19 protein-coding genes are annotated in these 19599 nt (G+C 66.2%); 8 read left to right on the top strand and 11 right to left on the bottom strand.

The genetic code is table 11. The features are described 5' to 3' along the window. Positions 1–106: 106 nt before the first annotated feature. The 5 genes from VF167_09175 to infA form a co-directional block, all read right to left on the bottom strand. Positions 107–286, bottom strand: a complete 180-nt coding sequence (locus VF167_09175; GenBank protein HEX6925591.1) for a DUF1540 domain-containing protein — start codon at positions 284–286, stop codon at positions 107–109. A gap of 112 nt (positions 287–398) precedes the next feature. After that, the gene (locus VF167_09170) at positions 399–2072 is read right to left on the bottom strand and encodes a M1 family metallopeptidase (GenBank protein HEX6925590.1); all 1674 of its coding nucleotides are present in this window, start codon (positions 2070–2072) and stop codon (positions 399–401) included. A gap of 163 nt (positions 2073–2235) precedes the next feature. Beyond that, positions 2236–2499 carry a hypothetical protein gene (locus VF167_09165; GenBank protein HEX6925589.1) on the bottom strand — a complete coding sequence of 88 codons (264 nt, stop codon included), beginning with the start codon at positions 2497–2499 and terminating at the stop codon, positions 2236–2238. Between the two features lie 34 nt (positions 2500–2533). After that, a complete protein-coding gene (locus VF167_09160; GenBank protein HEX6925588.1) occupies positions 2534–3106 on the bottom strand; it encodes a hypothetical protein in 573 nt (190 codons plus the stop codon). A gap of 7 nt (positions 3107–3113) precedes the next feature. Then, the gene (infA, locus tag VF167_09155) at positions 3114–3335 is read right to left on the bottom strand and encodes a translation initiation factor IF-1 (GenBank protein HEX6925587.1); all 222 of its coding nucleotides are present in this window, start codon (positions 3333–3335) and stop codon (positions 3114–3116) included. A gap of 307 nt (positions 3336–3642) precedes the next feature. Here infA and VF167_09150 point away from each other — a divergent pair, with 307 nt between their 5' ends. Genes VF167_09150 through VF167_09140 form a run of 3 tightly spaced genes read left to right on the top strand, consistent with a single transcriptional unit; the run spans position 3643 to position 7833 of the window. Beyond that, positions 3643–4695: an HmuY family protein gene (locus VF167_09150; protein ID HEX6925586.1), complete on the top strand. Its 1053-nt coding sequence runs from the start codon at positions 3643–3645 to the stop codon at positions 4693–4695. Continuing rightward, positions 4676–6835, top strand: coding sequence for a TonB-dependent receptor (locus VF167_09145; GenBank protein HEX6925585.1), 2160 nt, complete (start codon positions 4676–4678; stop codon positions 6833–6835). Before VF167_09150 ends, VF167_09145 begins: the two co-directional genes overlap by 20 nt. A gap of 17 nt (positions 6836–6852) precedes the next feature. Further along, positions 6853–7833, top strand: a complete 981-nt coding sequence (locus VF167_09140) for a CbiX/SirB N-terminal domain-containing protein (GenBank protein HEX6925584.1) — start codon at positions 6853–6855, stop codon at positions 7831–7833. Between the two features lie 29 nt (positions 7834–7862). Here the strand turns inward: VF167_09140 and VF167_09135 are convergent, their stop codons facing one another. Together VF167_09135 and VF167_09130 are read right to left on the bottom strand one after the other, a co-directional pair. Continuing rightward, positions 7863–9572 (bottom strand): hypothetical protein, encoded by a 1710-nt coding sequence (locus VF167_09135; protein HEX6925583.1) that lies wholly within the window; start codon positions 9570–9572, stop codon positions 7863–7865. A 25-nt stretch (positions 9573–9597) separates the two neighbouring features. After that, positions 9598–10215 carry a hypothetical protein gene (locus VF167_09130; GenBank protein ID HEX6925582.1) on the bottom strand — a complete coding sequence of 206 codons (618 nt, stop codon included), beginning with the start codon at positions 10213–10215 and terminating at the stop codon, positions 9598–9600. A 186-nt stretch (positions 10216–10401) separates the two neighbouring features. Between VF167_09130 and VF167_09125 the strand changes: the two genes are divergently transcribed. Then, entirely contained in the window at positions 10402–10818 is a 417-nt protein-coding gene (locus tag VF167_09125) for a hypothetical protein (protein HEX6925581.1), read from the top strand. A 239-nt stretch (positions 10819–11057) separates the two neighbouring features. On the opposite strand, the gene VF167_09120 is transcribed toward VF167_09125, so the two are convergent. Further along, the gene (locus VF167_09120) at positions 11058–11684 is read right to left on the bottom strand and encodes a hypothetical protein (GenBank protein ID HEX6925580.1); all 627 of its coding nucleotides are present in this window, start codon (positions 11682–11684) and stop codon (positions 11058–11060) included. Positions 11685–11820: 136 nt separating this feature from the next. On the opposite strand from VF167_09120, the gene VF167_09115 reads away from it, so the two are divergent. Together VF167_09115 and VF167_09110 are read left to right on the top strand one after the other, a co-directional pair. Beyond that, complete coding sequence (locus VF167_09115; GenBank protein ID HEX6925579.1) at positions 11821–12222, top strand: hypothetical protein; 402 nt, start codon at positions 11821–11823, stop codon at positions 12220–12222. Positions 12223–12260: 38 nt separating this feature from the next. Then, complete coding sequence (locus VF167_09110; protein HEX6925578.1) at positions 12261–12695, top strand: hypothetical protein; 435 nt, start codon at positions 12261–12263, stop codon at positions 12693–12695. Positions 12696–12780: 85 nt separating this feature from the next. Here VF167_09110 and VF167_09105 read toward each other — a convergent pair whose 3' ends face one another. Together VF167_09105 and VF167_09100 are read right to left on the bottom strand one after the other, a co-directional pair. Next, the gene (locus VF167_09105) at positions 12781–15621 is read right to left on the bottom strand and encodes a serine/threonine-protein kinase (GenBank protein ID HEX6925577.1); all 2841 of its coding nucleotides are present in this window, start codon (positions 15619–15621) and stop codon (positions 12781–12783) included. Then, positions 15618–16196 (bottom strand): ECF-type sigma factor, encoded by a 579-nt coding sequence (locus tag VF167_09100; GenBank protein HEX6925576.1) that lies wholly within the window; start codon positions 16194–16196, stop codon positions 15618–15620. The genes VF167_09105 and VF167_09100 overlap by 4 nt, the downstream gene beginning before the upstream one ends. Positions 16197–16457: 261 nt before the next feature. Here VF167_09100 and VF167_09095 point away from each other — a divergent pair, with 261 nt between their 5' ends. Further along, complete coding sequence (locus tag VF167_09095) at positions 16458–16940, top strand: TonB-dependent receptor plug domain-containing protein (protein ID HEX6925575.1); 483 nt, start codon at positions 16458–16460, stop codon at positions 16938–16940. 204 nt (positions 16941–17144) lie between these two features. After that, on the top strand, positions 17145–17720 hold the full coding sequence (locus tag VF167_09090; protein ID HEX6925574.1) for a YceI family protein: 576 nt from the start codon (positions 17145–17147) through the stop codon (positions 17718–17720). A gap of 1052 nt (positions 17721–18772) precedes the next feature. On the opposite strand, the gene VF167_09085 is transcribed toward VF167_09090, so the two are convergent. After that, the coding region (locus VF167_09085; GenBank protein ID HEX6925573.1) for a toprim domain-containing protein at positions 18773–19599 on the bottom strand (827 nt) is incomplete at its 5' end.

Genomic DNA, 19599 nt, shown 5'->3' with positions numbered 1-19599 from the left:
ATTGTTTCTGCGACCCATCGGGTCGCCGCCCCTCACCCGTTCACCTTGTCACCTTGTCACCCCCTCACTCTTTGTCTCCCTGTCTCCTCTTCCCCTTGTCTGCCGTCTACGGTCTTACCTTCGCCTTCTGCGGCGTGTACGTGCCACAGACGGCACCTTGAGCGCCCATCTCGACCCGGATCTCGCCGGCGTGGCACTCACGGTTCTCGTTGTAGGTGCAGTCGGTGGCGCTGCACGAGGCGACCCGGGACTGCGCGGTGGTCGGTCTTTCCTGAGGCTCGGCCATGCATTCCCTCCCTTGAAATGGTGAAGTCGCTCGACAGTGTCGGTGAGATGCAAATAGGGGACCGCCCTCCAAACGCGCAAGTCTATATCAATCGCTTACTTGCAAATGATTCTCAACCGCTGGACCCGGCCCCTTCCAGAGCGACGGCCTCGACGTAGAAGTCGTCGTCCACGCGGAAGGACTCGGGGTCGGCCGGGGATACGGTGACCGTTTGCCATTCCTGGGTGGGTTGCAGCCAGCGCAGCTCATTCCCGAGCCACACCCGGACCGGCATGTCGAAGCCCTCCACCACGTTTTGCCAGCGGAAGCGCAGCTCGTTCCCCTCGAAGTGATACTCGAGCTGAGGGATCTCCGTCGTGGTCAGATACTGCTGGAACACCCGGCTGAAATCTTTGCCCGATCGTCGGTTGATGTACGCCTGGATCTCTGTGCCGGTAACGGTCTGGTGCCGGAAGTCCTGGTTGATCCCGCGGAGGATGCTGCGCCACAGCTCATCGTCGTCGATGATCTGCCGGATCATGTGCAGCATGCTGCCCGTCTTGTAGTACATGTCACCGGAGCCTTCATTGTTCACGCCGTAGACCCCGACGATCGGGCGGTCGTTCTGGATGTTCCGGCGGCTGCCGATGATGTACTGCGCACCGGCCTCCTTTCCGGACCGGCACTCGGTGTACAGCCCCTCCGAGTAGTTCGTGAACCCCTCGTGCACCCACATGTCCGCGATGTCCTCGGTGGTGACGTTGTTGCCGAACCACTCGTGACCCGCTTCGTGGACGAGGATGAAGTCCCACTTCAACCCGTAGCCCGTACCGGATAGGTCGCGTCCCCGATAGCCGTTGCCGTAGCCATTCCCATAGGCCACTGCGCTCTGGTGTTCCATCCCCAGGTGGGGCGTCTCCACCAGCTTGAAACCGTCTTCGTACCACGGGTAGGGGCCGAACCAGTGCTCGAAGCAGGCCAGCATCGGCTTGGTCTGCTGCCACTGCCGCCGGGCAGCCTCCAGGTTGTAGGAGAGCGGCCAGAAATCCAGCGTCAGCTCGCCGGCTTCCCCCTGATAGACGTCGCTGAAGTGGGCATAGTCGCCGATGTTGGCGGCGACGTTGTAGTTGTTGATCGGATTGGAGACGAACCACTCGTACGTCACGGTCCCGTCGTCGTTCTCCCGACGCGACCGCAGCCGCCCGTTGGAGACGTCCACGAGGGGTGCGGGTACGGTGATGGCTATGCGCTGGCTGTCCGGCTCCTCCGACTGGTGGTCCTTGTTGGGCCACCAGGCGCTCGCCCCCATCCCCTGGACCGCGGTGGCGACGAAGGGATTGCCGTTGCGGTCCTGGCTCCAGTCGAACCCTCCATCCCAGGGAGCGTTGGCGGCCACGGTGGGCTTCCCGTGGTAGTGCACCGTTACAGTGTCGATAGCCCCGATCGGCGCATTGGCGACGCCGGTAACAAAGATCGCGTTCCCCTCGCGGCGATACTGCAGCGGACGCCCATCCTGCAGAATGCTGTCGACCTCGAGGTTCGCGAAGAGGTCGATCTGCATCTCCCGCGGCGCCTCCACCACCCGGTAGGTGATTCCGTTCCATCCCGAGATCGAGCTATCGGCCGGGTTCACCCGCACGTGGAGATCGTAGAAGACGACGTCCCACCAGCTTCGCTCCGGGGTGATGGTGCCCCGCAGCGTGTCTGCGCGGGTGAAGGTAGGAGTCGCCTCCTGGGCGGAGATGAGCGGCGCGGCGGTCATCAGGAGTGCGACGGCCACCGTTCCGCGGAAGAAGCCGTGGATCATGCGCAAATCTCGGGATCGAACGGATTGAACGGCCGGTCGCCCCCGGGCGGGGAGCGACGCGAGGTCGCTTGTGCAACGGTATGATCGCGAAGCACGGCTCTATGTACAATGAGCCCGCGGCATCCGTTCGGATACCGCGGGCTCCGGGCTGCGGCGTCGGCGCTCAGGCGTGCGGATCCACCAGCACGTTGGAAGCCGCGGCGAAGAACGGACGCGCGTTGTCGTCCTGCAGTCGGATCTGAAGCAACCGGCTCCCGTCCCCGGTGCGGCCGTGCACGGAAACGACCTCTCCCGAGCCCCCTGCACAGTACACCTGCTGCCCCACCTCCGGTGTACGTTCGCTCGCCCGGACCCAACCCGGCCGATCCTCCGGGCTCACCAGAAACTCCTCGACCCGCATGCTCTTCGCTCCCCTGGTCCTGGCCATCCATTCCTCCGGCTGGTGTGGTATCAGATCCGCTTCACCGCCCCCTCACCGGTGCTCCGCACAAACAGGCTCCGCAGGAACAGAGCACCCCGCCACAGGCGGCACAGGCCGCGTGGGCGAAATCGTCGAGCACGATGCCGCAAGTGGGACATTTGGTCCGGCGCCCCGAACGGCGGTGTCCATCGGTGCGCTCTACGCCTGCGTAGTCGACACCCAGCGCTTCGAGGTAGCGACGATGCGCCTCGATCACCGCTTCACGCTGCTGCTCCGCGTGGGCGTTCCGATCGGCCTCCCGCGCGTCCTCGGCCTGAGCCTGCAGCGTCTCTCGCCGCGCATAGTCCTTGAGCGCTCGCGCGCTGGATACCTCGTCGGTGACCGGCTGGATCTTCTCCCCCAGCACCGAGCGAGGGAAGCTCCGCATCCGATGCTTGGCCAGACTGTAGAAGGAGATCACGTCGCCACGTCCATCCGCCTGGGCAGGGTCGAAGACGAGCAGGTCGTCATCCGCGGCGTGTCGTCCCACCCACAGTCCGCTGCTGTCCGGCCCTTCGGCCGGAAAGTCGTGGCCGAGCCAGCGCCCGGCACCGCTGCCGCTGAGCTGGTCCATAGCGCCTCTAGGATTTGTGTCGATAGGTGATCCGTCCGCGGGAGAGGTCGTAAGGAGAGAGAGAAAGCGTGACGCGATCTCCCTGGAGTACGCGAATCTTGAACTTCGACATCTTGCCGGCGCCGTAGGCAAGGACCGTGTGCCCGTTCTCGAGCCTCACCCGATACATGCGATCGGGGAGCACTTCGGTGACGAGCCCTTCGACTTCGACGCCCTCTTCCTTGGCCACAGCCACCTCCGTGCTGAACATAAAAAATGAACCCGCGGTTCTCGTCTGCGGGAAACGAGCGCCGCGGGCGGCTCGCAGGCGGGGACCCCTTGGTCCCCACGGCGATGCCCCGAGCCATACCCTGCTGCCGCTATCCGGTTCCTCTCACCCCTCTCACCCCGCTTCCCATGCACCCGCCGAGCGTCAGCCGTCGAGCCGCCTTTTCGCCATCTTGACAGCACCATCTCCGCCCCGTACGATGGGAGATGGATGAGAATGGTTCTCAACATCACTGCTGGCTACACGTATAGACACGTAACGTCCACGCATGCGCGGCTCTCTACTTCTCAGCACGGTGGGACTGGGACTGTTCGCCACCGCTTTCGCCGGTTGTACCGACAACAGCAACCCGACCGGCCCCGATGTCGGCGAACCCTTCGGCACCCTCACAGTCGATGCCTCCGCAGACTGGACCTTCGTTCGCCTGGGCGACAACGCCAGCACGGTGCAGGTGAGCGCCCCCGCCAGCTCGACTTCCTGGGACATCGCCTTCTTCGCCACCGGCGTGATGCTCAATAGCGGCGCCGCCGGACCCTCCGACGTGGTCGGCTACTGCATCTGCCAGAACGAGAACGCCACCGATGCCGACGTCAAAGCAATGACTGCCGACACGGAACGGGCGGACTTCGAAGCGGTGACTACGGCTGACATCCCCACCGACGAGGACTCCTGGCAGAGCGACGCGCTCAACCCCGCGATCGACGGATGGTGGCGCTACGACATGGCCACCCACACCGTGAGCGCGGCCGACGACCAGAGCTGGATCGTGCGCACGGCGGAAGGCGACTCCTACTTCAAGCTGCGGGTGACGGAGATTGCCGGGGCCACCCGGGATAACGCCGGTTCGGTTACGCTGGAATTCGCCCTCTTCGACGAGGGAACGAACAGCTACGGCGAGACGAAATCTCTCACCGTCGACGTCTCCGGAGGGCCGGCGCACGTGGACCTGCTCACTGGCGCGGTCTCGGACGAGGAGAACTGGGACCTTCGCTTCGAGGGATTCGAGGTCCGCGTCAACGGCGGGGTGAGCGGGAGCGGCGAGGCTGCAGCCGTCCTGGCAGGCACGCACTTCGATGACACGCCTCCTGCCACGGAGGTCGAGGAGAGTGTCTTCGCGGCCGACCAGTACGGCGGCGTGTTCGACGAGCACCGCTGGTACCGGTACAACTTGGAAGGCAGACATCAGATCTGGCCGACCTTCAACGTCTACCTGATTCGGGTCGGCGACACGGTCTACAAGCTCCAGCTCACCAGCTACTACCGCCCGAGCGACGGCGCGGCGCGCCACATCACCTTCCGCTATGCGCCCCTCTCGGAGTAAGCCCGTCGCGCCCAGCGAGATCGCCGCGCTTTTTCTGGCGCTGACCTTCCTGGCAGCACCGGCCGCGGCAGTCGCCCAGCAGGCAAACGTGAGCGGCCGCGTGGTGGACGCGAGCACGGGTGAACCGATCGCCGGGGCGACGGTCCGCGTCGATGGCGCTGGGGGAGAACGGCTAGTGACCACCGATGCCCAGGGCGACTGGCAAGCGACCGGGCTGGCGCCGGGCCCTTACCGCGCCAGCGCAGAGCGGATCGGTTTCGCTGGCGAGCCCGTCACCTTCACAGTACCCGGAGCGACGAGCCAGCCGGTGGTGATTCGCCTCTCCCCCAGTGCCCTGCCACTCGACGCACTGGTGGTGACTGCCTCCCGGCGACTGCAGCGGCTCGCCGACGCCCCGGTCACGACCGAGCTGATCACCCGCCGCGATATCGAGATCGCGCGGGTGTCGGACCTCTCGACCCTCCTCACGCAGCGACTGGGGATCGAGCTTCAGCCCGGACATCCGGCCGGGGAGGGAGTCATGCTGCAGGGCCTGGGCTCGGAGCGCGTGCTCGTCCTCCTGGACGGGCAGCCCATCGTGGGTCGGCTCTCGGGGACGCTCGACATCTCCCGGATCCCTACTTCGATGATCGAGCGCGTCGAAGTGGTGAAGGGTTCGCAGTCCTCGCTCTACGGCTCCGAGGCGATGGGCGGGGTGGTGAACATCATCACCCGCTCGGCTGGGAGTGAGCGCTGGCGCCTGGGTCTCGACGCCACCACGGGATCACAGGGGCGGAGGGACCTCTCCGGTACCGTGGGCGGGACCATTGGATCGGTGGACTACCTGTTGGATGCCGGGCGGCGCCTTACGGAAGTGGCTCCGGGAATCGAGTCTCCGCAGGGCGCTCTGGCCGAGCGATGGGATGGTCTGCTGAAGGTGGGCTGGACGGTGTCGCCGGAACTGCGGCTCGAGGGATCCGGGCTCCTTCTGGACGAGCGGCAGCGATGGCAGGGTGGCCAGCTCTTCCAGTTCGCGGACAACGATCAGCGGGGTGCCCGCATCGGCGCCGAGTGGTCCTCCGGCATCCACCGGCTCGCGCCGACGCTGCATTGGACCGAGTTCGAGCACCTCTCGCGTCGCGCCGCGGTCGAGACACCGTCGGGTGACGGCGGGGAGACCGAAATTCAGCGGCTTTACGAAGCGGAGCTGCTCTACAACTTCGGCCGCGGTGACGGCGCGGCGCTCGACCTCGGCGTCGAGGCCAAGCGGGAAGAGATCTCTTCGGACCGCGTGGTGGATGCGGACCGCGTGCTGCACACCGTGGAACCGTTTGCTCAGGCCACTCTGCCGATCGGGCCGGTCAGCCTCGTCCCCGGTGCGCGGATCGCCTGGAGCGAGGAGTGGGGTGCACACTTCACTCCTCGGGTAGCGGCACTGCTCCGCCCGTTTCCGGAGCTCGCGGTTCGAGCCTCGGTGGGCCAGGGATATCGCGCACCCGCGTTCAAGGAGCTCTACATGGAGTTCCTGAATGTGGGACCCGGATTCAGCTACACTGTGCGGGGCAATCCCGAGCTGCAGCCGGAGACCTCGACCAACGTCTCCTTCGGGCTCGAATGGAGCCCCGGCAACGCCTACCTACGAACGCAGCTCTTCGATACGCGGTTCGACGACTTCATCGAGACGGTACTCGCCGGCGACTCGAGCGGGGTCGAGGTCTACACATACGGCAACGTGGCCAGAGGGATGACGCGCGGCATCGAGGTCGAAGGTGCGATCTCGAGCGGTGGGCTGCGGGCGGAGGCGGGTTATTCCTACCTGCTCGCCAAAGCGACCGACACCGGGCAGCCGCTGCTCGGGAGGCCCGAGCACTCGGGCCGGGCCTCCCTCGAGAGCACCCTTCCACTGGGCCTGCGCGCGGCGGTGACGGGCGTGTACACCGGCGCCACTCCCGTTCAAAGGAACGAAGATGACGCGGTGATGGAGCGCGAGGCCTTCCTGCGATTCGATGCTTCACTCTCGGGAAAGCTGCGGGGTGGGCTCCAGCTGAGTGGCGGAGTCCGCAATCTCTTCGACGTTCGGCCTACCCACTGGCCGGGGTTCACAGGACGCCACCTCTACGTCGGCCTCGGCTGGCAGGTGGCGGCCCACAGTGCCAATTGATCAGCCATGGACTGAAGATGCTGCCGAGGCTTCGCACTATAGCCGCGCTCAGCGCGACACTGCTGCTTCCCCCGTCGCTTCTCGCCCAGAGTGCCCCGGCCGGGGAGTCGGTGGGAACCATTCTGATCGCACATGGCGGCGGCCCCGCCTGGGACGCCCAGGTGCTCCGTATCGCGCAACTGGCGGACACCGGCGGCCCGGTTGAGGTCAGTTTCCTGATGGGGCCGGGCGCGGCCGAGCACCGCTTTCAGGACGCCGCTCGGCGGCTCGCCGAACAGGGCGTGGATCGGATCGTTGTAGTACCGCTGCTGGTGTCCAGCCACAGTGGCCACTACCAGCAGATCCGCTACCTGGTGGGACAGGCGGATGAGCGCTCTGAGGTGATGCGCCACCACCTGGAGATGTCGGGAATCGAGCGTCCCGATGTGGACGTCCCGATTGTGCTCACGCGCGCCATCGACGACTCACCCGAGGTCGCCGACGTCCTTGCGGAGCGAGCCCTCGCTCTGGCGGAGAACCCTTCAGAGCAGGCGCTCTTGTTGATGGGTCACGGTCCGAACTCGGCCGAGGACAACGCGGAGTGGATGCGTAACCTGCGCCCCATCGCCAGACGGGTGCAGCAGGTCACCGGGTTCCGCAACGTGATGGTCGGGCTGGTGCGCGACGACGCCCCCGCGCCGGTGCGCGAGGAGGCGGTCGCGTCCATCCGGGAGATCATCCAGCTCCAGCATCTCGCCACCGGCCGCCCGGTAGTGGTCGTACCGGTGCTGATCTCGACTGGATCGGTCAGCCGGGAGAAGTTCCCCCGGGATCTGGAGGGGCTACCGGTGGTCTATGAAGGCGAGGCTCTCCTGCCTCACCCCGGGATGGCCCGCTGGGTGGAGGCGCGGGTGCGCGACTCCGCGAGCCTGGTGGCCGCGCCGGTGCGGCAATCAGGCGGCACTACAGACACGAGCGGGGGCGCGGGAGCTGGCACCGCCGTCCATCATCACCACTAATTGGCACCTCTGGATGGCGCCGCGGCGGGTCACTTCAGGCGCACGACCGAGGCGCGGAACTCGCCGAAGACCGGGTCGCCACCCTGTATCGTGTTGATTCGGGCCTGACCGTCCCCCGCGGCCTGCAGGACCAGATAGGACGAGCCTCCGCCGCGCAGCGTCACCCGTAGTGTGTCACCGGGTTGGAGGAAATGGGGGGAGAGAGGCAGGAAGCCGATCTCCTCCTCGAATATCGAGCGGTAATCCCAGCTCGGCTGTTTGAATTGTTCCTCTATGTCCTCATCCCGCAGGTTGTCCACGAAGTTTGACACCGTCCACCGCTGCATCCAGGTAAGCGGGCTGATTTCCAGCACCTGGTCCAGGTTCTCCACGCCTCCGATAGGCGAGTTCACCAGCGCCCGGAACAGCTCCGCATCCTCGGAGGGCGTCTGGTCCGCCAGGTAGCGGAGAAATGCCCAGCTCGCCCCGCGCGTGGTGAAATCGTCATCGTTGCGCGACTTGCCCATCAGGGTCTCGGCATCCGGCGCGGTCAGGTACTCCGAATAGATGGCGAGGTTGTCGCGCACGAAGCGCTGGTACGCTTCGAAGATCTGCTGGGAGCTGGTGAGGGTCCTCCAGCCGATGTCGGAGCGGGGCTGCAGTCCGGTGGCGGCGTAGAAGACGAGCTCCTCCGCGATGTGGGAGAGACCTTCGTTCAGCCAGAGCTCCTCGAACTCGCGGGCGTCCGGCACCTCGTACAGCCGGCGCCCCGCGTTGATCATGTGCTGCAGCTCGTGCACGATGATCGAGGTAGCGAGTTGCTGCACCACCTCCTCGGGAACCCTCACTCCCACCTCACCCTGCGGATCGGGAGCGATCAGGTAGAAGATCTCCCCCTCGTTGCTGGCCGCGCAGGTGCCAACTGCGCTCGTGCGCGGAAGCAGGTCCAGCGCGAAGGTGAAGCCGACCGTGATCCCACCGCCCTCACGGTCCGCCATCTCGTTGATGGCCGACGTCATGAAGATGAAGACGCGTCCGTTCCCGTCGATGTCGGTGGGCTCGCCGAAGTTCTCCACCGCTACCGGGAGGACGAGGTCGTCGAACTCGGAGGCGATCCTCTCGATGTCGGCCGCGGAAAGCGCAACCGGGTTCAGGACGTCCTCCACCAGGATCGCATGTTCCGTAACCGCCGCTACCCGTCCCGAGCGCATAAGGGGATTGCTGCACAGGTCGGGATTCTCCGGGCTGCGATTGATGACGCGCATCGCCACGGTTTCACCGACCGCCGGCGGAGCCACCTGGGCTCGCGACGCGATATCGGAGTCCACCGCAGCGCGTGCCGCGGGATTCGCCAGGAAAGCGGCCGCGCGCCGGCGCTCGAACTCACGAAGCCGCAAGTGCGAGGAATCGTCCGTCAGCGGGGAGCGGAGGGCCCGCGTGGAGAAATCTGGAGATCGATTGAACAACGCCACTCCCGAATCCAGCTCCTCCAGCGCTTCACCGCTCACTCGCACGCGCAGGCGAACCGAGCCCTCCTCCGCCGCGAGGAAGGGGACGAAGAGGTAGCGCGCCCCATCCTCACCTCCCGGCAGCACGATCGACTGGGCGTTGACCCCCGCGAGCGTGAGTGCTTCACCCACCTCGAGCCCTCCCAGGATACTGAAGAGTCGCTGCTCGAAGTCCGGCCCGATCGGCTCGGCGTCGACGCAGGCGGGCAGAAGGGCGAGGAGGAGCAGGAAAGTGCGGCCGTGGATCTTCATTGCTACTCGATCGGGGGAGCGGGTCTCAGAGACCAACCCCCACACCCAGGCCTAAGGTGATATAAGAAATGGAGGTACGACGATCGGGCACATCGATGGCGAAGCCGTATTCGGCGCTGTAGCGGTTGAAGAGCAGGCTGGGCTCGAGGCGGAGCCAGGGGAGGGGGCGTGCTTCGGCTCCGACGCCCAGGGACCAGCCCAACGAAGGATCGGAGTATGCCCGCTCGTCTCCGAAGCGAAAGCGCAGGTGATGGACGATGATCCCGGCTCGCGCCCAGGGGCGCAGCCCGGCGATGGTAGAAGGATGGGGCACGATCACCCCGGCTCCCCAGCCCCGGTCCAGGGCGGTTTCCTCCACCTCCACCTCTTCGCACTCACCGCAGCTGAATCCGATTTCCTGGTATTCGCCGTAGAGCGTGAGCGCCCCCACATCGATGGAAGCTCCCGCATCGAAGCCGAAGCTCGCGCCGGCTTCGATTCCGTCGTCGCGACCGGCGAACGCTCCCACTGGAACCGCGGCCAGCGGGCGTACCCAGGCTTCGAGCGGGAGCTGGGCGGAGGCCTCTCCCGCAAATAGCGCGGCTAACGCGACGGCGAGGATGTTCAACAGCGCCGCGCTCCGCCCACGCACCGCTCGTCTCATCGCTCCCCCCTCTGGTAGGGCGCTCACCTCACCGGAGTCACCCGCCTGCCTCTGCACGGAACGAGCCCGATTCGAGCCAGCGCCGCAATAAACCCGTAAGGTGGCACCTGCATTGCGATTTTCCACCGCCGCCCCCGGGATGCGATCCTGGCCCGCGACAGTACACCGTGCCCGTTTCCGATGCGAATGAGCGAGGAAGAGCGAAAGCGACCTATCGCTATCGTCGACGGCTCGAACGTGGCGCACTCGAGTGAAGGCGCCCGCCCGCACCTGAAGAACATCTCACTCGTCTGCGGTCGCCTGAAGGAGGAAGGCTACCAGCCAGTCGTAGTAGTCGATGCGGCCTTGCGCCACCAGATCGATGAGCCCCAGAAATACGAGGATATGGTGGAACGAGGTGAGATCCGTCAGGCACCGGCCGGAACGGACGCCGATTACTTCATCCTCTCCTTTGCGCGGGAACTCGACGCATCGGTGGTGTCGAACGACCGCTTCCGTGACCGCCAGCAGGCTTTCCCCGAAGCGGTCGGACGCCTCATTCGCTATATGATCGTGGAAGGCGAGGTGGTCTTCGAGAGGCGTGTGAAGCGGCGGCCAGGGTAGACGGGTGGACGGGCGAACCGGTGAACGGGTGGAGACAAGGAGACACGGAGACACGGAGACAGGGAGTGAACGGGTGAACCCAGCCGATCTCTGGATCGTTCGCAGCCGCACGCCGGGCTGTTTGGTACCAGCTACAGCTCACGTGGCCCACTACAGTGTGGGTCGTTCCTTGTCTCCGTGTCTCCTTGTCTCTCCCTGTCTCCTTGTCCCTTGTCTCCCCGCCTCCCCTGTCTCCTCCGTCACCCCCCACCCCCTGCCTCCCGACGCCGCTCCTCCTCCCCGAGTTCCTCTTCCAGCATCTCCTCGAGAGCCTTCTCGAAGCCGACCCTCTCCTGCATTGCTTTCGCCTGAGCTTCGATCCACACGCGGCGCAGGATGACCTCCATTAGCCCGAGCGAGAGCTGTTCCCGATCGCGTCTCAGCTCGGCGATGCGGCGCGCAATGCCCTGCAGCTCGCCGGGGATGTCTTCGTGCACCGGCAGGAAGGCGGCAGCCGTTTCGGGCGTACGCCCCTCGCCGGTGGGTTCGGGACGGGCGGGTGGCGATAGCACGGAGGGTTGATCGGAGATGCGGAGGGCAAGTCCGCCGGTGCCGAAATCCTGCCACCAGTCGACCAGCTTGCCCTGCAGCTCGCCGAGGAGGCGCTCCACTGCGCGCCTCACAGCCGTCGGAGGACGGCCCGGGGCGCGGCCCCGCTCGACGATCAGCAGCAGCTCGTCCCCCGGCTGCTCGTGGGCCCGCGACTGAATCCATTGGAGCGCGAGCTCTCGCGCCCGGACGGGCCCTTCACCATGCAGGTCCAGGCGGCGCGTGGGAGGGAAATGGCGCTCCTCGTACTCACGGGCGAGATCGCGAAAGTCACGCATCGCTCAGGTAGATGGGGACGTTCGTCAAACCCGCGACTCTGCACGGGGGCGCTCTCCTGCAAGCGAACGGCGCATGCCGGCTCACCGCTTGCAACTCCCGCCCCAGGGCCATCAAACCCGGGAAGGAGGAGCCACCATGGCGCGCTACGACAGGCCTTTGCGCCGACGCTACGACTTCGGGATGCGGGGCTATCGCGAGACCACGCGACCGCTCGGTCGGCGTCGACTCTACCCGCCCCGCTACGACACCTTCTACCTAGAGTCGTACTCGGAGATCGGACAGGAGATCCCGCTGCCTAACAGGGTCACGCGCCGGTACAATCGGGAGTACGTGGACGACCGCCTCAACCGGCGGCGGAGCTACGGCTACGGCTTCGGGGGAGACCGGCTGGATCGCATGGTCGACGAGGGCTACTACCGTGCCCCCTACTCCACCATCGGAGGCACGCGCACGCGCCGGGGCGTGCGACCACCACCACCCTTCGATCCGGTCCGGTACGGCCCCAATTACGGAGGCCGCTTCCCGGACGAGCTCTGACATGGCCGCACTACTCTCAACCTGACCAGGGAGGGACGATGGCTCGCTACGATCGGACCTACGGTATGCGCGGCGGCTACCGTGACTACGACTGGTACGAGGGACCACGCCCCGGCTACCGCAATCGCGATTGGATGGAGGGGCTGGGACGGAGCGGCGAACGGGGCTATCGCCGTGGAAGAGGGAATCGCTCCGGCCCCGGGGGGTACCGCTCGGCGTACCAGGACAGACCCGGCGAACTGCCGCGCCCTTATGATCGCGACTACTGGTGGCTCGGAGAGCATGAGCTGAGGCGCCGGGGGGCTCTGAATCGCTACGACGAAGCGTATGCGCGCTTCGACCGCGAGTGGCACCCCCGCTACTCCCCTGTCGGCGGGACGTACGGGGCGATGGGCGGGAGCTACGCCTACCGCCGACCGCCCCGACCACTGCGCGACGATACCTGGTTCAGCGACTGGACTCGCTGGTTCTGATCGCTCAGGATCAGGAGGCACGGATGCCCCGAGCTCACGGCTCGGGGCTTTGTTCGTTGGGGCGACATGGTGAGATGGCGGACAGTCAGCCACTGGGCCTCATCATAGCCTGGACCGGTGGATAGCTGCGCAGCGGAGCAAGCTCGGGGAAGAAGTGCAGCCGTTCCCATCCGCCGGTCCACAGCAGCTCGCGCGCGTGCGCAGCGGCCTCCTCCAGGTTGGAGACTCGTGCCGCCAAGCCCGCGCGGGCCATGAAGAGCGGCCAGTCGCGCTGAGGAAGTAGCGGCGTATCGGCGAGCAGTTCGGCATAAAGCCGTCTGGCCGTGAGCGTATCGCCCTCTTCGATCGCAATGAGCCCGAGCCGGCCTTTAACGAACCAGTACAGCGGCTGCGACCAGGATCTCGCCTCGTACTCCCTTCTGGCGCCGGCATAATCACCAAGCATATAGAGGGCGTCGGCTCTGATCCGCGCAATCGCTTCACTGTTGCGGACGTCTCCGGTACGGCTGGCAACCCAGGGCTCAACAAGTCCCAGGACGGAGCGCGCCTCACGATCGAATCCGTGCGTGGAGAACTCAACGGCGATCTCCAGCAGGTGCACACCATCCAGCGTTCCGGCCCGTTCGTTGACAATCCAGGCGGCGGTGTCGATCCGCCCCGCCGCCGCGTGCGCTCGCACCTCGGCCACGGTCCCGTACGACCACAGCGGGATCACCTGCCTTCCCATCCGGGCGTATGCGATCTCCCGGTCGTAGTCGCCCAGCCGGTGGGTCACCGAGACGAGTTCCCACCAGTATGAAGCGGAGCTACGCAGGAGCCCGTTCTCCAGTCCCAGACGCTGCAACAGCTCGAGCGCTTCCCGCGGGCGCTGGCCCCGCCTCGCCCCCCACGCCGCCTCCTTCAGCGCCACGTATGATCCGGGCGCAACGTCCAGCATCCTTGTGGCCGCGACATAGGCGCCATCGTAGTTCGCGTAGCGGAGCGACAGATACCAATCGAAGAAATGCCGGTCGTACTGTTCCAGGCGGGTTAGCCTCCTTTCGACCTCGGCCGCAATCGAATCCGCGCGAGCGAGATTCCACACCTGTTCATCCCGGGAGATGCCACCCATCCCCCAAGTGATCAACATCCGACTCAGGGCTGCCCAGATCGCGGCGCCAACAAAGGTGGTGTCTACCTCGAAAGCACGCTCGAAATGCGCGGCAGACTGGAGCCAGTCGTTCATCTGATAGGCGTCCAGACCCGCGCTGTAGGCGCGATAGGCTTCGAATGTCGGCACGCGCCGCCGTGACCTGGCTTCCCACGGGGAGGTCTGGGGGTCGAAGATCAGTGCAGCGCCGCCCATGACGGTGCTGACCAGCTGATCGATCCCTTCATGCGGCGCGGAGATCGGCGTCGAGATCGGTCCCACCCGTTGCAGAACCCGGCCGTCATCCGCATCGGTGATCTGCGCGACCAGGCGGATGCTATCCCCCTCCAGAGAATAGCTTCCCTTGACGAGCGTACCCGCGGCCGTCCCTTCGACGAGCCGCGCGACCAGAGCCGGACTGTAGCCCGAGTCACTCCATATTCCGGGGATCATTTCGGCGTCGCGCACCTCCAGGTAGCCCAGCTCGGACAGACCCTGGCTGATCGACGCGGCCGCCAGCCGGCCCAGCGGCGCCAGGCTCGAATCGCCGGTCTGGTTCTCGAACACCGCCACCACTACCCGGCGGTCATCCGGCGAGGCAGAGGCATCTTCCCGCAACGCATAGATCGCGAGCGCCGCAGTGCCCATCGCTGCGGCGACGGCGGCCAGGAGGAGCGGACGTCTCCGCCAGCGTGGTATGGGTCGCCAGCGCGGGTGACGATCCGGTGTGTGCGCTTCGACGGACGAGGGCCTCGTAAGCGCCGACAGCTCCCTGGCCAGCTCCGCCGCCTTCGAGAAGCTCTCGTCGCCCCCTCTGCGCAGCAGGCGATTGACCAAAGCCTCGAGCTCCGCACCCACCTCCGGCCGCCGGGCACTGGGTGGCAGCGGAGTCGCTTCCAGCACCCCCTGCGCGACCGTAAACTCGTTCTCCCCCACGAAGGGCCGCGCGCCGGTCAGCATCTCGTAGAGCACCACCCCGAGCGCCCACAGGTCCGTCGCGGGGCTTACCGCCCTTCCCCGGACCTGCTCCGGCGCCATGTACGGGACCGTGCCGACCGCCGCTCCCACCGTGGTGCCACCCCAGCCAAGCGTCTTCGCCAACCCGAAGTCGAGGATCCTCACTGTGCCATCCGGCAACAGCATCAGGTTCCCGGGCTTGAGGTCCCGGTGAACGATGCCGGCGGCATGCGCACAGGCGAGGCCCAGCGCCGTCTGGCGTGCGATCTCTACCGCCTCGCCGATCTCCAGAGCTCCCAGCCGGGCGAGCCTTGCCCGCAAGGTCTCCCCCCGGTAGAGCGCCATGGCCAGAAAGAGCTGGCCGTCCGGCAGCGCCCCCACCTCGTAGATCGTGCAGAGATTCGGATGATCGAGCGCGGCGGCAGCCCTCGCCTCCTGCAGGAAGCGCTGGCGGGAGGATTCGTCCAGCAAGTACTGCGGCAGCGGAAACTTCAGCGCCACCGCGCGACCGAGCCGGGTGTCTTCGGCCTCGTAGACCACCCCCATCCCGCCCGCGCCGATCGGACGCAGCACCCGGAAGTGCGAGATGGTCCGGCCGGCGTGACCCAGGAGGTCCGCTCCCTGCGAGGCAGCGCGCCCGCCGCTGCCCCCGCTGGAGATCCGGAGCAGGCCACTGCTCTCCTCGTCCGCCGCCAGCAACGCCGCCAGCGCCGAGCCCATCTCCGGATCCGTGGCGCCGATCCTGGCCAGGGCCGCGCTCTGATCCCGCGAGCGCAACCGCAGCAGAGCCTCGAAATGCTGGCGGATCTCCTGCCAGCGGGTGGCGTCGAGATCGATCATGGGAGGGGCGGCTCGGCGGTGAGCTCGACCAGCAGCCAGGCGCGGGCCGAACGCAGCTCCCGCTTCACCGTGGCCAGCGAGAGGTCCATCGCCGCCGCGGTCTCCTCGAGCGACAAACCGCCGAAATAGCGCTGCTCGAGAATGCGGGCCTGGCGCGGGTCCAGAGCCTCGAGGCGGGCGAGGGCCTCGTCCAGCTCCGCAATGGCCTCCATCCGATCGTCCGGGATCAGGAAGGCTTCCTTCAGCTCCATCCTTGCCGCCCCGGCTCCCCGCTTGGCCGCCATTCGGGCGCGCGCGTGGTCCGCCAGCAGGCAACGCATGACACGGGAAGCAAGGGCGAGGAAATGGCTGCGGTCCCGGAAGGTGCGGTGAGGGGCCTCCACCATGCGGATGTAGGCCTCGTGGACCAGCCCAGTCGTGTTGAGGGAATGCTCTGCGGCTGCGCCGCGCAACCGCTGGCGGGCGATCCAGCGTAATCGCTCGTACAGGATGGGGATCAGCCGAGCGAGCGCGCCCTCGTCGCCGTCACTCCAGCGATGGAGCAGTCGGGTGACCTCGGAAGCGGGTGCTTCCATGTTGCCTGCGCCGTGGGGGACTCCTGGCACAGCCGGCGGTGGGCTTCTCCAGATTAGTGACCGCACCGGCGATATCCAAGCCTGACGGCGTATCCACTAGCCGACGGCGACCTTATGTAGACCGCCGACCCGGTTCACGAAGCGTTGAGCCGTTTCGAGAAAGGAATCCGAGCAGAGGGAGCACCGACGAGGGATCCTCGCGGAAGAGGCTGACAGAGCGCCCGCCGCACCCCGGGATCCCTCCCCTCAACGGAGGCTCCCATGTCCATCCAGATCCGCCGCTCCGCCGCCCCCCGGGCACTCCTCGCCACCGGCCTACTGTTCCTGACCACGGCCTGCGCCTCGATCGGAAATTCTGGCGACACTCGCCCGAGCTCGGCCGGCGCCCCTGACCCGGTGCTCCCGCAGCTCGAGCGGTTCCCGATCTCGATCACCAGCAACGGCATCACACGCACCCGGTGGGTACAGGCGGAGCGGGTGGAGGAAGTGCTGTCGAGCGTGCCGGGCCTGGTCGTGCGCGCCCGGGGGACCGACGATCTCCTCGTTCTGCTGCGGGGGCGGGTCCCGCTGGTGATCATCGACGGCGCCGAGGCTCTTCCGGGCGACCTGCGGCTACTCTATCCCTGGGAAATCGCCGCCGTGGAGGTACGTCGGGACGTTCCCTCCACCGCGATATTCGGCGCCAGGGGAGAATCCGGGGTCGTGCTGGTGACGACGAAGCGAACCAAAGGTCCCGTCTTCTGATCTGCTCAGGTCATCCGCCCGGGTCCACAACGCGGCCTTTGCCGGATTTTTCGATCTCGTTCGCCGAACGGAGGCGTACAGCTGGACTGCGCCTCCGTTCATCTTGGGAGACATCGGAGGACGAACAGGAGCGCTTCATGCGGGGGACGTTCGCTCGCGAGCGGGCACCATCATCCTCCCCAACCTCCCCACAAGGAGCGAACCGTGGCAACGCAAACCGTCCCCCAGGTCGGCGTGCCTACCTGGCAGCTCGACCCCTCTCATTCGGCCGTGGAGTTCTCGGTCAAACACATGATGATGACCACGGTGCGAGGCCGCTTCAAAGAGCTGAGGGCGACACTCACGGGAGACCGCGAGCAGCCGGAGGCCGCGGGCGTGGAAGCCGTCATCGATGTGGCCAGCATCGACACCGGCGTCGCGGATCGCGATGCGCACCTCCGCAGCGCCGACTTCTTCGACGCGCTGACCTATCCGGAGATCACGTTCCGCAGCAAACGCCTGGAGGGGGACCCGCCGCGCAAGGAGGGCGACCGCTTCCGCGTGGTCGGCGACCTGACCATTCGCGACAGCACCATGGAGGTCATGCTGGATTGCGAGTACCTGGGACGGGGCGTCGATCCGTGGGGGAAGACCCGAGCCGGGTTCACCTTCCGTACGGAGCTCGATCGGCAGGACTGGGGGCTGCGCTGGAATCAGGCCTTGGAGACGGGCGGGGTGCTGGTCGCGAACAGGGTCAAGGTGGAGGGCGAGTTGCAGTTCGTGCGGGACCAGGAAGGATGATCCACAAAGACGGCCCGGAGAATCTCCGGGCCGTCTTTCAGTGGCCAGGATTTCGCTCGATTCTTACCGCACCTGCATCCGAGCGTCCTGAGCTGCGCCAGCGCGCCATCCCGAGAGTGCGTGCACACCGCGGGTGCGAGGGGCACGAATCGTCTCGACGAGCCGGGAGATGATCGAATATCTGAACATTTTCTCTGCTCCGTTGTCTGAGGTTGTCCTGCAACCGCAGCACACCTTACGGACGGGTTGCGCGAAGGTTTCAAGCTTGGCTTGAGCCGATGCAGGACGGCCGGCCGGCCACCGGTCGCGCAAACCGGATTTCCGCAGGAGTCGGGCTGAGTCGTGGCGCGGGTGATGTTCCGGCGACTGACACGGGGAAGGAGTTGGCGTCGACACACCAACGGAAAGAGGCGGCCGGAAGATTCCGGACCGCCTCTTTGCCTTCATCCGCTACGCGGAGTTACCGGGCCTGAAGCCGCACCTCGCGGGCGGTACGGGAACGCCAGCCCGAGAGGGCATGAACGCCGCGCGTACGCGGAGCGCGGATGGCTTCGACGAGCTTGACAACGATCGAATATCGGAACATGTGCAATTCTCCTGTTATTGAGGATGCCCTTCAACCACAGAGCACCCTACGGACGAACTTCACACGGGTTTCGCCCTCGTGGCGATTCCGCCCAGAAGTGTCGTCCGACCTGCCGTTTTGCTGAACTATTTGACTCGGGCGGGCTCGCGGGAAGGAACCACGGAGGGCGCAGTTGAATCCGCACACCCCACAGGTGACAGCACCGCGAGGACGGTGACGAGTGCTCTCGGCGACATGAACGGCGGTTGGTTAGACGATGGGAATGGATGGGCTTACGCAGCGCAATTCACCTCGCTGCCTCATCGCTGGGCGTGAATGTCTGCTGATCAGGCGGTGTTGCTCGATTCAACATGAAGAGGCCGTGGGGGAATCCCCCACCGGCCTCTTCGCCGTCCAGCGACCGATTTTGCATCCACAAGCTAGTGCGTCACCCGTAAAACCATGCTAGCGGACAACCCACCTCACCTCATACGTCCAGCGTCGCGTAGACCGCATTCTCCTCGATGAACGCCCGCCGCGGATCGACGTCCTCGCCCATAAGCGTATCGAAGATCTTGTCGGCTTCGACGGCGTCCTCGAGCGTCACCCGCAGGATCGTCCGGGTGGCGGGGTCCATGGTGGTCTTCCACAGCTGCTCGGGGTTCATCTCGCCGAGACCCTTGTAGCGCTGCACGTGGATCCCCTTGCCGTCGCCGTCGCCCCGTAGCCGGGCGAGGATCTCATCCCGCTCCTGGTCGGAGTAGGCGTAGAGCTCCTGCTTCCCCTTGGCGATGCGGTAAAGCGGAGGCTGGGCGATATACACCATCCCCTCCTCGATCAGCTGTCGCATCTGCCGGAAGAAGAAGGTCAGCAGCAGGGTGCGAATGTGGGCGCCGTCCACGTCCGCGTCGGTCATGAGGATGATCTTGTGGTAGCGGGCGCCCGCCACGTCGAACTCGTCCTCGCCGATCCCCGTGCCGATCGCGGTGATGATGGCCCGGATCTCGTCGTTTGACAGCACCTTGTCGAAGCGCGCGCGCTCCACGTTCAGGATCTTCCCCTTGAGGGGGAGGATCGCCTGGAAGGACCGGTCGCGACCCTGCTTCGCCGAACCACCCGCGGAATCACCCTCCACGATGTAGAGCTCGGAGATCTCCGGGTTGTTCACTGAGCAGTCGGCCAGCTTGCCGGGCAGCACGCCGGTCTCCAGCGCGCTCTTCTTCCGCGTCAGGTCGCGCGCCTTGCGGGCGGCCTCGCGGGCGCGGGCGGCCGAGACCGCCTTCTCGATGATGGCCCGCCCCACCCCCGGCGTCT

This window comes from Longimicrobiaceae bacterium (genome assembly GCA_036375715.1).
Classification (GTDB): domain Bacteria; phylum Gemmatimonadota; class Gemmatimonadetes; order Longimicrobiales; family Longimicrobiaceae; genus DASVBS01.
Note: the sequence above shows the minus strand (reverse complement) of the source record. Positions and strands in the feature narration are given on the sequence as shown.